This is a genomic window from Candidatus Aegiribacteria sp. (genome assembly GCA_021108005.1).
In the GTDB taxonomy this organism is placed as follows: Bacteria; Fermentibacterota; Fermentibacteria; order Fermentibacterales; family JCC-6; genus Aegiribacteria.
Genome location: JAIORS010000011.1, coordinates 15,830 through 28,919, shown reverse-complemented (window position 1 = coordinate 28,919; position 13,090 = coordinate 15,830). Strand labels below are relative to the sequence as shown.

General features: G+C 45.8%; 12 protein-coding genes. 3 read left to right on the top strand and 9 right to left on the bottom strand.

From position 1 onward, the window contains the following. The 9 genes from bioA to tsaA all read right to left on the bottom strand — a co-directional run. On the bottom strand, window positions 1-1,268 hold a 1,268-nt coding region (gene bioA, locus K8S15_00635), incomplete at its 3' end, for an adenosylmethionine--8-amino-7-oxononanoate transaminase (GenBank protein MCD4774537.1). Continuing rightward, window positions 1,265-1,978, bottom strand: coding sequence for a dethiobiotin synthase (bioD, locus tag K8S15_00630; protein MCD4774536.1), 714 nt, complete (start codon window positions 1,976-1,978; stop codon window positions 1,265-1,267). The genes bioD and bioA, both read right to left, overlap by 4 nt. Window positions 1,979-1,980: 2 nt before the next feature. Then, window positions 1,981-2,787: a methyltransferase domain-containing protein gene (locus tag K8S15_00625; GenBank protein MCD4774535.1), complete on the bottom strand. Its 807-nt coding sequence runs from the start codon at window positions 2,785-2,787 to the stop codon at window positions 1,981-1,983. Next, complete coding sequence (locus K8S15_00620) at window positions 2,759-3,448, bottom strand: alpha/beta fold hydrolase (GenBank protein MCD4774534.1); 690 nt, start codon at window positions 3,446-3,448, stop codon at window positions 2,759-2,761. Before K8S15_00620 ends, K8S15_00625 begins: the two co-directional genes overlap by 29 nt. Beyond that, window positions 3,445-4,563, bottom strand: coding sequence for an 8-amino-7-oxononanoate synthase (locus K8S15_00615; GenBank protein MCD4774533.1), 1,119 nt, complete (start codon window positions 4,561-4,563; stop codon window positions 3,445-3,447). The genes K8S15_00620 and K8S15_00615 overlap by 4 nt, the downstream gene beginning before the upstream one ends. Beyond that, the gene (gene bioB / locus K8S15_00610) at window positions 4,560-5,510 is read right to left on the bottom strand and encodes a biotin synthase BioB (protein MCD4774532.1); all 951 of its coding nucleotides are present in this window, start codon (window positions 5,508-5,510) and stop codon (window positions 4,560-4,562) included. Before bioB ends, K8S15_00615 begins: the two co-directional genes overlap by 4 nt. Next, the gene (locus K8S15_00605) at window positions 5,511-6,503 is read right to left on the bottom strand and encodes a biotin--[acetyl-CoA-carboxylase] ligase (protein MCD4774531.1); all 993 of its coding nucleotides are present in this window, start codon (window positions 6,501-6,503) and stop codon (window positions 5,511-5,513) included. Between the two features lie 176 nt (window positions 6,504-6,679). Continuing rightward, window positions 6,680-7,138: a hypothetical protein gene (locus K8S15_00600; protein MCD4774530.1), complete on the bottom strand. Its 459-nt coding sequence runs from the start codon at window positions 7,136-7,138 to the stop codon at window positions 6,680-6,682. An 84-nt stretch (window positions 7,139-7,222) separates the two neighbouring features. Beyond that, entirely contained in the window at window positions 7,223-7,666 is a 444-nt protein-coding gene (gene tsaA / locus K8S15_00595) for a tRNA (N6-threonylcarbamoyladenosine(37)-N6)-methyltransferase TrmO (GenBank protein MCD4774529.1), read from the bottom strand. Between the two features lie 188 nt (window positions 7,667-7,854). On the opposite strand from tsaA, the gene K8S15_00590 reads away from it, so the two are divergent. The 3 genes from K8S15_00590 (at window position 7,855) to K8S15_00580 (ending at window position 13,064) form a co-directional block, all read left to right on the top strand. After that, window positions 7,855-10,293, top strand: coding sequence for a PAS domain S-box protein (locus tag K8S15_00590; protein ID MCD4774528.1), 2,439 nt, complete (start codon window positions 7,855-7,857; stop codon window positions 10,291-10,293). A 246-nt stretch (window positions 10,294-10,539) separates the two neighbouring features. Beyond that, window positions 10,540-12,450, top strand: a complete 1,911-nt coding sequence (locus K8S15_00585) for a PAS domain S-box protein (GenBank protein MCD4774527.1) — start codon at window positions 10,540-10,542, stop codon at window positions 12,448-12,450. Between the two features lie 41 nt (window positions 12,451-12,491). Continuing rightward, window positions 12,492-13,064: a chalcone isomerase family protein gene (locus K8S15_00580; GenBank protein ID MCD4774526.1), complete on the top strand. Its 573-nt coding sequence runs from the start codon at window positions 12,492-12,494 to the stop codon at window positions 13,062-13,064. Window positions 13,065-13,090 lie beyond the last annotated feature (26 nt).

Here is a 13,090-nt window from a genome sequence, read left to right as displayed (position 1 = left end):
TCCCCGGTAACCAGGGGAGGCCATAGATAGAGTACCGGCCCCAGGGGACGTATGAACAGCCCTTTTCTTCGGGCAGTTTCAGAGATTTCAAGGGCTTTTCCTGATCCGCCAATTTCTTCGCTTATTTCCAGTGAGCTCATACAGCCAAGAGCTGTGGATCCGTATACACCGGGAATATTTCTAAACCCTCTGAATGCTTCCAAAAGCATCTCCGAAAGCATCCCGGCATTCTCCAGAACATCATTTCTTTCGTAGACATCAATGGCTGCACATGCAGCAGCTGCAGCTATGGGGTTACCGCAGTACGTATGACCGTGGTAAAAGGTTCTATCCGTTTCGGCATCACTTCTGAATGTGTCATAAATCCTGTCCGACGCAACAACGGCGCTCATTGGAAGGGTCCCCCCCGTGAGTCCCTTCCCAACGCACATCATGTCCGGCACTATCCCAGCAAGTTCCGAAGCGAACATTTTACCGCTGCGACCGAATCCGACCGCGATCTCATCCAGAATCAGCAGCACATCATTTTCATCACATAGTTTTCTCAACAGCGAAATATACCCGGGCGGATAGATTCTCATCCCAACAGCTCCCTGGCAAACAGGTTCCACTATCACCGCAGCAGTGGAATCGGCATTTTCGTTTACCGCCTTTTTCATTGAATCAAAGCATTCCAGTTCACAATCTTCAGGCTTCCGGTTGTATCTGCAGTGAAAGCAATGAGGTGATTCGGCTGTAATTGATCTGTTAATAACATGCTCCACCGGTTCATGAAACCTGCTGATATAGCCCAGACCAACGCACCCGAGTGTATCACCATGATATCCGCCGGATAGAGATATCATGTTCTTCTTCTCCGGTCTTCCCTGATTCCACCAGTACTGTATTGATATCCTTATGGCCGCTTCCACCGAACAGGCTCCGTCCGAAGCGTAGTAAACTCTTGAAAGATCTCCGGGAGTAATCTCAGCTATCTTTTCCGAAAGTCGAATAATTTCTATATGCGACATGCCGCCTGTGATCGAATTCTGAAGCATTCCGGACTGTTTCCTGATGGCTTCGATTATATCCGCCTGACTGTGCCCCAGATTCATGCACCACCAGGAACTTATTCCATCAAGCATCCTGTGGCCATCGGTGTCTGTCAGGTAGACACCTTCAGCCTTTTCAATTACGGGAAATCCGCTCTGTTCAAGGGATCTGATATCGGTATAGGGATGCCAGAAATGACTGATATCCTTCTTTCGAAGGATCTCCGTTCTTATCATGGCAGTTCCAGAATCTTTCCGGCCAGAACTGACATGGTTCTCATGAAAGAAGTGTTAATGACCGATCCCTCTACGCCGGGCATGTACGGTATCTCCATGGTTAAAGGAACTTCACCGAATTTCGCTATTGCCCCGGGATTGTCTTCTGTAACTAATGAAGCGTCCTCTGTCAGATGGTTTACGACTACCGCGGCGATTCGTAATCCTGCATTTCTCAGAACCGCAAGTGAAAGCAAAGAATGATTTATCGTACCAAGATCTCCCCTGGCCACGAGGATAACAGGCCAGTTCAATTCAACCATGAGATCAAGCATTTTTTCATTTTCATTGAGCGGAACCAATACCCCTCCAGCTCCCTCTGCAACCAGAAAGTCGCAGCTGTTCGATAATCTTTCCATCTTATTACGAATTGTTCTTACATCAGGTTGAATCCCGGACAGCCTTCCGGCAAGATGGGGGGAACACGCAGGAACGTATCGGAAAGGACACATCAGGTCAAGTAATTGAACATCGGGTTTCAATCCGGCCATCCTGATACTGAATTCAAGGTCAGAAGCTGTAAGCATGCCGCCTTCCTCAGGGCATCCCGTCTGTACAGGTTTCATCGGAAGAGCAACTGCTCCTGCATCTCTGAGAGCTTTCAGAAGCCCGGCGGCAACAAGGGTTTTTCCTACCCCTGTACCCGTGCCGGTCACAAATACTCCCCGCATGTTTACGATTTCCTCCCCAGAATGTACAGGATTCTGTAAGTTGACGAGACTCCTCCGCAGTTGTCAATCTGGAAATGCTTTCGGTAATAATCCACCATCTTCTTCATATCTCCGGGCTTTAAAAGCGATGAACTCTGTTCGATGCAGGCTCCAATTCCTCTTATTGATTTAAGAACTTCAAGAGGGTGACTGTACGCGCATGCAACATTTTCAACAGCACTCAAACGTATGTTCATCCCGCTGTTTTCGAAGCGGGTTATCCATTCTTCCTCCGTATCCATGTCAAGCTGACGCATCACTTTTTTGGCTCCGAACAAGCAACTTTCCTCAAGCTCACGCAGCATTCCCCTGACGGGAATAGCCATCAGGCAGCTTCCGCCATCCGGGAGCATCGCACATATGCTTTCCATAAAACTTCCTCTATCGTGAAACCACTGCAGGGAGCAGCTGGATACCACGAGATCGTACCTGTCTCCATTTCCGCAGTACTTTTCGGCATCGGCTACCAGAAAAGATATCTGTCTTGAGTGACGAAGTTTCGAGCTGCAGCGATGAACCATATCAGGAGAAATATCCAATGCGGTCACGAAGGAATCCGGAAAGCGCTCGAGCAGTTTCTCCGTGAGAATCCCTGTACCGCACCCGATCTCAAAAATCGATCCTGAGGCAACGTCCGGAGGAGCAAAATCGATCAGCCTTTTCGCAATTATCCTGTGGTGATCCGCATACCTGTCGTAGCGTACGGCTGCTTTTGAGAAACCGCTCTTGATAACCGATTTCTCAGGAGATACAGTAATCACAGAATTCATTGAGCAGATTTCCAATTGCTTCAGGTTCGGTAAGAGGCAGCAGATGCCCCGAATTCTTCAAGTACCTCACCCGCGAATGACCGGATGTGTTCGAACAGATGTATTCGCTGCATTCCCAGGGAATAATACCGTCTTCTCTTCCATGAACCGTCATTATCGGAACCTCTGCGATAAATGTAGCCTCTGTATCAGCCATGAATTCCAATCCCGATAAAAGAGATTCCATCGTTATCGAATCGGATTCATCCAGCAGGTTATCGACCAACTGAGAATTCTGAAAGGGACTGAGACACCTGGTAAAAAAACTTCTCAGATAAGCTTCTCTGTTCCTCTCAAGCATAAGCCTTATCTGAGATGGAGTTTCTCTTGCAACCCCGGGTCTTTCTCCTTTTTCAACGAGACAGGCCATTGATGAAATCAGAAACAGTCCGGCAACATTGTCGGGATGACGGGCTGCCTCTATGAGCGATATCTGCCCTCCCATCGACCACCCCGCTATAATGGACCGCTCAGAGCTTCCCGTAATCCTCCTGCTGAGTTCGCCATCAATTGCGCTCCACCAGTCAACGCATTCAACATCCAATTCATCTTTGATAATCTTAATAACCGGATCCCAGACAGTGCTTTTCGTCGCCCAGCCGGATAGCAGGTAGAGTTTCAATGTATGGCACCATTGATGAAGTTCAATACCTCAGCGGTATGGTAGAGATCCTCCGGGGAATGCCTCAGTGTAACTGAAAGCCTTACCCGCGCTGTTCCTTCGGGTACGGTGGGTGGCCTGATGGCAACAGCCGAAATATTTTCCGTCTTTAAGTAATCAGAAAGCGCGACAGCTCTGTGGTTTTCTCCCATCTGAACGGGAACAATCTGAGATTCCGAAGGCGCTGTTGAAAAACCTGAGGATTCTATCATACCTCTGAAATTCGAAGCTTTCTCGAGAAGTTTTCTTCCCAGATCCGGCTCAGATTCAATAATATCAATAGCCTTGAGGGCCGCGGCGGGGGCTGCCGGTGGCAAACCTGTGGAATACATGAAAGTCCGTGCCCTGTTGATCAAAAACCTTTTCATATCCGCATTACCAGCAACGAAGCCGCCGTAGCTTCCCATGGCTTTGCTCAGAGTACCGATTATTGCATGTGGTCTGACATCATACTCCCTGCATACGCCGCCACCGTTTCCGAAAATCCCTATTGCATGGGCTTCATCAACTATGAGACTGCAATTGTAACGCTTGGACAATTGCTCCAGTTTTCGAAGCGGGGCAATATCACCGTCCATGCTGAAAAGGGAATCGGTTACAATAAAACGATTCCCCCCGCAGTTTCTGTTTGCCAGGAAATACTCCAGGTGGTCCATGTCGCCGTGTCTGTACCTGAAGACACCGGCCCTGCTCAGCAGCGCACCGTCTACAAGGCTGGCGTGATTCAGTTTGTCCGAGAACACAATATCATTCCTGGACGCAATCGAGCTGAGAAGCCCTGTATTCGCCAGGAAGCCGCTCCCAAAAAGCAAAGCTGCTTCCATACCTGTTTGCCGGGCAAGACGGATTTCCAGTTCCTCGTGAAGTGCGATATTACCTGACATCAGCCTGGATGCAGCCACGCTGGAACCGTACAATTCAATCGCCCTTATGGATGCTTCCTTCAGCAGGGGATGGTCCGCCAGCCCCAGATAGTCATTGGATGAGAACTCCAGCATTTCCAGTCTTCTGACTGGAAGTACCCTGGTAAGACCATCCTTTTCTATCTTTTCCAGATCATTGCCGTACTTTCTCATGATGCTGGAATTCTTCCTGCGGCTTCCAGCAGTTCAATATCGTTCTGAATCCGCGAACCTGCCGTAGTAAGAAGGTCACCTGTCATTATACCCGTCACCCCGGCTCTGAATATTTCTTTCTGATATTCACCGAGAAGTTCCCTGCCGGCACAGACACGTAACTCGGCACCCGGACAAACTATTCCGAACATGATTACCGTTTTCAGCAAATCTGCTGATGAAAAGAGTTCTCGCCGGGAACTGATTTGCGTACCCTTGAGGTGAATAAGAAAATTCAACGCGATCGAGTCCACTTCCAGATCCCTCAGCTGAAATGCCATATCAACCCTCTGACGCAGATTTTCTCCAAGGCCTATGATACCGCCTGAACAAACTTCCAATCCTGCAAGTTTCGCGTTGCATATCGTATTAATCCTGTCCCGCCAGGTATGGGTTGTACAAATTTCGGGGAAGTAAGTTCTTTCAGTCTCAAGGTTGTGGTGATACCTGCTAAGACCCGCTTCACTTAAAAGCTGTAACTGCCGCAGTGAAAGAAGGCCCAGAGAAGCGCACCAGAATGGTTTCAATTCACTGCCCCTGGATATTATTCCGCAGATATTTTCCAACTCCTCCTGAGTGGGAGAACTGCCACTGGTTACTATTGAAAAATGCCCCACTCCAAGTTCTCCCGCTCTCCTCCTGGCGGACAGAATGCTGAAGCCATCCATCATCGGATAAGGTGTGCAGGAAGCGGAACTTACAGATGACTGAGCACAGAAAGCGCAATCTTCAGTGCAGTTCCCTGATTTGGCATTAATTATTGAGCAGAGTGAAATTCCTACCGAGGTCATTTCTGCTCTCATTCCATCAGATAGCTGAAGCAATGTGGGAATCTGCTTTTCAGGTGTCTCAAGGATTTCAAGGGCTACGTCGGGACTGATATCCTGCATAATGTGATTTCGCTTCATTCAACTACCTGAGGGTATTCCATGCAACGTAGCGTCCCCCGCATATACCATGCGTACCGAGCCATTTGGAAGCTCAAGTTTCAGAGCTCCATTACTCGCGATCCCAACTGCCTTTCCGCTGATTATCTTTGTCGCGGTTTTCACATCGACCTGCATATCCTTAAGCAGTGAATACGTGTTCCATTCATCTATGATGAAACCCAGATCTCCCCTTGATAACCACTCATTGTAGACTCTCTCGAATTCTTCCAGCAGAAATACCGCGGTTTTCACCCTTGAATACTCGCTTCCAGTCTCCATAAACAGCGAAGTGGCAATATCCCGAATCGAATCGTCAAAAGGTTTCATATTGACGTTTATTCCCGTACCCACCACAACAAAATCTACCCTGTCTATCTCAGCCTTCATTTCGCATAGAGTACCGCTTATCTTTTTTCCGTGACAGTAAATATCGTTAGGCCATTTTATCTTGAATTGCATATCAGATACAATTCGTTCAAGAGCCCTGACTGACGCCATTACCGATAGAATCGGGATCTGGGATGCTTCAGCTGGCGAAACCTCAGGCCTTAGAACGATGGAAAGGTAAAGGTTAGTGCCCGGAGGTGAAATCCATCTCCTTCCCTTTCTGCCCCGGCCTCTGGTCTGCTGATCAGTCGTGACGACAGTACCATGCGCGGCTCCCTGCCTGGCCAGTGTCATAGCAAGATCGTTGGTTGAATCCACAGTTTTCATATATACGATTTCACCACCGAAGCATTCGGTATCAAGATAACGGTGGATCTCATCACTGATAGGTTGATCAATGCCTTCCGATAACCGGTATCCGCGGTTAGAGACGGCATCGATGATGTAGCCCCTTTCCCGCAGCTTGCTGATGGTTTTCCATACGGCTGAACGCGAGACACCCAATTCAGCAGATATATTTTCACCTGATATGTAATCCCTGCTGTTCCTGAGTATTTTCAGAATTCTGCGACTGCTGCCACTCACTGTATACTTCCATATCTTATTATTATCAAATAATTTATCTCAACAATAACCATCATTCGCAGATGTGAGTATGTAGTGAGGAGCAACTATTGTCAACCAATACCTGCAAACAGGTTGACAATTGGCGCGTAATTGTATCACATGTTTTTTGTACTTGAAGGAAGTCTCTCAGGAATTCACGGTAATGGAACCATATCCTGATCGATATTGAACATATTGCTTTCGATATCCAGGTTTCTTACTTCCTGGCCAAGTTCTACTTCAATAAATATGGGTTCTACACTGCCCTTTTCGTTGCATCGGCTGTAGAATCCTCCCACCCAAACACCACTGGATTCCCTGTCTGTCCATGCAAACATAATGTAGGTTCCTGGTTCACAGACCGTTATCGTGAAGGGAATTTCTGCGGTGTAATCAAAAGAACCCTGAGTGTATACCGCAAATGTACTATTCGTATCCACATTCCTGGCATAGACATATATGGGAGGAAACCAGTCTGACGGATAACCGGTAATATGTCCTGAGATAATCGCAGTTGAAGTGGAAGCCTGACCTTCCGATGCCTCAATAACGCCACTCATGACAGTAAACAGACATATCAGGATCGAGAAAATCACTCTATTCCCGAATAACATGCATCCACTCCCTTCGAATACTCTGTCAGTTATCTCACAGAAGGTCGTTCGGTCTCACAAATCGTACGAAGTGTTGCTTCGTTTCTAATGACCCTTTACCCATCCTTTCCCCGGATCAGGCTTCGAATCCCTTTTTGTATATGGTTTTATATCTATCAGAGGTGTTCCGTCAAGAGCACTCAACCCGGAGGTAAATACTTTGTTCTCCTCAATTCTTAAAAGCCTCGCTACATCGAGCCCGATCGGATTCGGCCGGTTAGGAGACCTGCTGGCAAACAGCCCTACCGTACCACCATTTAGAGAAGGGGGATGTGCAACGTTTGATCCGTTATAACCTTTCGCCCTGTCTATGTGAAAGAGAACTATGACGTACTTGAAATATTTGAGATCCCGTAAAGCTGTCTCGTACTCCGGCAGCAGTTCCAGTACGAAAGGTCCATTTGTATCGTCATCCCTTGGCTGGAATGGAGCCATATCAATGTAAGGTGAATGAATTAATCCAATAGGCGTGTAGATAATTTCGCTCATAAATACTCTCCTGTTGCATTTCGGTTACTATGTCGCGGGTACTTGATTCTCAATCATAATACTAAATTTCAGTTGCCGCTGATACCGCGGCAACTGAGTTTCCAGCCTGTTCAGTACTTGCCTATGTATATAAAAAGATAGTATATGATAGATGTATTTGAATAATGCGATTTATAGGGGTATCAAATATGGAAAATTCTGAAAAAACAAGAGATGATCTTCTTCAAGAACTGTCAGATATCAAAGAGCAGCTGTCCAGTTTGAAAGACAAATCCTGCTCTTTTCTCATTGATGGATTGAACACAGAAGAATGCATTGATTTTTTTCAGAGTATAATTGCCGCCATCACCGAACCTATACTTATATTGAACGCTCAACTTGAATGCGTTTTCGCGAACAAGAGCTTCACTGAAATGTTTGGCATTGAATCCTCCAAGATCAAGGGCGTTTCCGTATACGAAATCGGCAATGGCCTTTTAGACCTTAAAGACCTTAGAAACCTCCTGGAAGAGCTGCTCGCAATTCATATGGATTTCGACGGATACGAGGTTAATCTCAATCTGCTCAACATAGGCGAACGGATAATGTCGCTGAGTGCAACCGATGTACATCAAAAATCAGATGATGAAAGGCTTCTGCTTCTGAACTTCATTGATAATACGGAACAAAAAAAAGCTGAGAAAAAACAAAGGGAGGATGAGGAGAAGTACAAATCACTCTTCGAAACCTCAAAGGACGCCGTTATGATACTAGAACCTCCTGACTGGTCTTTTACAGCAGGGAATCCCGCCACCATAGATATGTTCAGATGTGATAGCGAAGCCGATTTTACATCAAAACAACCCTGGGTAGTCTCGCCGGAGTATCAACCCGATGGCCAGCTATCGGTTATTAAAGCGAAGGAAATGATAGACAGGGCAGTGAAGGACGGATCCAATTACTTTGAATGGGTTCATAAAAGACTCGATACGGAAGAGTTTTCCGCAACCGTTCTTCTCAGCCGCATTGACCTGAAGAGAAAGACCCTTTTGCAGGCAACTGTTCGTGATATCACCGAGCGTAAACAGGTTGAAGAAGAACTTAGAATACACCGATTCCACCTTGAGGAGATCGTAAAGGCTCGAACAGCGGAGCTTCTGGAAAGCGAAGGTAAGTACCGAACTCTTGTTGAGCAAAGTCACGATGGTATTTACATCTATGGGACCAACCGATTTCTGTTCGTGAACGATCGTATGTGTAATCTGATGCAATACAGCAGAGATGAGCTTCTTGCTGTGAAATTCTCAGATCTTATCTATGCCGATGACAGGAAAATGATAAACGATGACGGCACGATCAGAGAAGGTTTCTCAGAAGTTCCAAATGTTTTCCAGCTTAGATTGATAAGAAAGGACAGTGAAATACGATATATAGAATTCTCAATCCGAAAACTGACCTATAGCGGTGAAGAAGCAATTCTTGGTATAGCAAGAGATATAACTACTATGAAGCAACTGGAGGAAGAACAGAGGAAAATCGAAAAGCTTGAATCCCTGGGTCTTCTTGCCGGAGGTATCGCCCACGATTTCAATAACTTCCTGACAGCTATCATAGGTAATATCTCCCTCGCGAGAACCATGGTTGAACCGGGAAGCGATCTGTACGAAATCCTTACAAGCTCTGAACACGCTGCCAGCAAAGCGTCCAACCTTCCAAGACAACTCCTTACGTTCTCAAGAGGAGGAGATCCTGTAAAAACACGTATATCCATCTCCAGACTTCTAAAAGAATCCACTGCTTTTGTTCTGAGCGGTTCAATCTCAACAGCCGAATATTCCATTGAAAATAATCTTAAACAGGTTATCGCTGACAAGGAACAGATAGGTCAGGTCTTCAATAATATTGTTATTAATGCATACCAGGCTATGCCGGAAGGAGGTCAGGTTCACGTCAGCGCTAAGAACATCACGATAGACGAGAACAATCCAGCGGCTATTCCAGAAGGTCAGTATGTCATGATTACAATAAAGGACGACGGTTACGGTATTGAAGAAGATCATCTCAGCAGGGTATTCGATCCGTTCTTCACGACAAAGCAGAACGGAACCGGTCTTGGGCTGGCAACCGCATATTCGATTATCAGAAAACACCATGGTCATATAAAAGTTGAGACTGAAGTGGGTAAAGGCACTGCGTTTACAATTTACCTTTCGGTAGACAGTTCTTCCGAAGACCTTGAGACCCACGAATCCGGACCGGCTAAACTATCGGGCGGAAAAATTCTTGTAATGGATGATCAGGAAATGGTTCGGAAAACCGCAACATCGATGCTGAAGAAACTTGGTTATCAAGTTGACAGTGCTATAAACGGTAGCGAAACTATTGAGAAATACACAAGAGGTATGGATACCATGGAACCATACAATGCCGTAATTCTGGATCTGACAATCCCGGGAGGCATGGGGGGAATAGATACTATGCAGGAACTGCTCAAGATAGATCCAGATGTAACTGCAATTGTATCCAGCGGGTATTCAACTGCCCCTGTTATGGCTGATTACACTAGTTACGGTTTTTCAGGGGTCATGATAAAACCGTATTCAATCAGCCAGATTTCAGATCTGATGAGGAATATCTTCAACGAATAGAACTTCAACGAATTGTTCTGTCAGTTTGATCGCAGCTTTCATCGGCTAATACTTCCGTTGATTTACAGTACGCGGCAATCCATTACAAGTCTTAACCCCTTTTACCGCACGTACTCATGTGAAGTGACTCTGTGAAATCAAATCTGTGTTGCTATGGACGGCAAATTTTAAGATAATATCCTTGACGGAAGAAATATTATTTATTGGACTATTTAAAGTTGTTCAACCCTTTTACGGAAACTGTTTATGAGTAATTCTGATACTGTTCTATCGTACGTGTCCATTGAAAAAATTCTACAGGATTCTGATGAATTTGTTCTCTTCATCAGCCGCACCGGAACTATTATTCTGATAAACAAGCGAGGCAGCGAGATCCTGGGCCGTTCCGAGGAAGATATTGCAGGTTCGAACTGGTTCAATGATTTCATCCCTGATTCGTACAGAAATCAAACTGTAGACGAATTCCGCAATAGCCTTTGCGAAACTGACCAATCCGTTTTCCATCAGGATTACCCGGTACTCTCAGGCCAGGGAACGGAAAAACCGGTTTCCTGGCATAACAGGATTATCACAGATGAAGACGGCATCGTAATGTGTATTCTTGTTACAGGACATACAATTGATGAACCAAAAGACTATCAGGATGAATTCATTAATATGTATAGAACTCTTGTTGAAAACAGCAATGACCCCATAATAGTACACAAAAATGGAATAGTCGTTTTCGTCAACAGTATTGCCAAGAGCATAACCGGTTACTTAGAGGATGAATTCTATGGATCGAATTTTCTGGATTTCATATCAACTGAGTATAAGCCCATTGAGTGGAAATATATGAATGACAGAACAGCCGGGAAGAATACTCCACTATTCTATGATATGGAGTTTCTCAGGAAGGATGGCGATATCATTCCAGCTGAGATCAGTGTTTCGGCAATTAGCTACGAAGGAGAACGGGCTTATATGGCTATTCTGAGGGATATGTCCAACAGATATACTCTTGAGGAGCAACTGCGCCAGGCTCAGAAGATGGAGGCGGTAGGACAGCTTGCGGGAGGTGTTGCGCACGATTTCAATAACATTCTGCAGACAATCAACGGTTATACGGAACTGGCCCGGACATCACTCGATAAAGACAATCCAATTCAAGGTATGCTGCAGCAGGTTTCAGAGGCAGGCGAAAGAGCTAGTTTCCTTGTCAAGCAGCTTCTTACGTTCAGCCGCAACCAGCTGATAGTAACCAGAGTACTGGACCTGAACGAAGTTATTGCGGAACATCAGACTATGATGCAAAGGATAATAGGAGAAGATATCGTACTTGAATTCCTGGCGTCCAGCGAAGCCATCTACATCAACGGTGACCATGCTATGATAGGTAAGATACTTCTGAACATCTTTCTGAACGCCAGGGACGCGATGCCTGAGGGCGGCAATATCCTGATAAAAACCAAGCGGGTCTTTCTTGAAGAGGAATTCTGCAAAAACAATCCCTCAGCTGAGCAGGGTTATTACGCAATGGTATCAATATCTGACACTGGATACGGCATGGACAAAGAGATCCTGACCAAAATATTCGAACCTTTCTTCAGCACAAAGGGAATCACGGCTGGTACAGGACTCGGACTGTCAACTGTTTTCGGAATAGTAACTCAACACGATGGAATTATCACTGCCAGCAGCGAACCGGGAAATGGCACAAGTTTCCGGATTTACTTCCCCTTAGTCGATAAGGATGCTGTAATCGAAGAGCTTCTTCCGGAACAGGAAGTCATTATAGAGACATCCAAAACCATCGTTATCACGGAAGACGACGAGAAAGTAAGGAATCTGACAAGTACTATTCTGATTGAAGCAGGTCACGATGTAATTACCGCTGCCAACGGCGAAGAGGCGGTATTACTTATCAGCGATTCTCCGGACAGTGTTGATCTTGTTATACTGGATGTCATCATGCCGATTCTGGGTGGTTACGAAGCTGCCGACAGAATACGTGAAATACGCCCTGACATGCCTCTCATATTCTGCAGTGGATACAGCAAGGATTTTGACAACAAAAACATACACCGTGACAGGGAAAGATCCACATTCCTGTCTAAACCGTATTCAACGGCACAACTACTTAACGCAATAAGCGAACTATTCTCTGAAAAGAAGTAACTGTCCGCAGAACATTTTCTACTGACATCAAGAGGAGAATTATGAAGACTAAAACAGCTACGACTATTTTTTCAGTGATTTTACTGATGATGACTTCTTCAGCATACTCAATGGAACAAGACGGAGTTGAATACCCGGATGCAATAACGGTAAATGGAATCAATCTGATTCTAAACGGCCTCGGAACGAGGGAAGCCACTATTTTCAAGGTGAACGTCTACGTTGCAGCGCTGTACCTGGAAAACCCGAGCAGCGACGGATACGCCATCTGCGAGTCGGAGGAAACCAAACGCCTGATTCTTCACTTCGTCCGTGATGTCGGTGGAGGAGATATAGGCAACGCCTGGACGGAAGGATTCATGAAAAACAGTGGAGACGATATCACCGTTTTTCAGAGCAGGATTGAAACCCTTAATTCATGGATGAGTGAATTGAAGGATGGTGATCAAATGATGTTCACCTACATTCCGGATATCGGTCTTGAAGTTTCAGTAAAGGGTACATTCATGGGCACCATTGAAGGTAGTGATTTTACTGGAGTATTCTTATCCATCTGGCTTGGCGATGATCCCCCGAATGGCGGTCTCCGTGACGGCCTGTTGGGTATAGACTGAAAGAACTTCGATTATAGATTTTATCA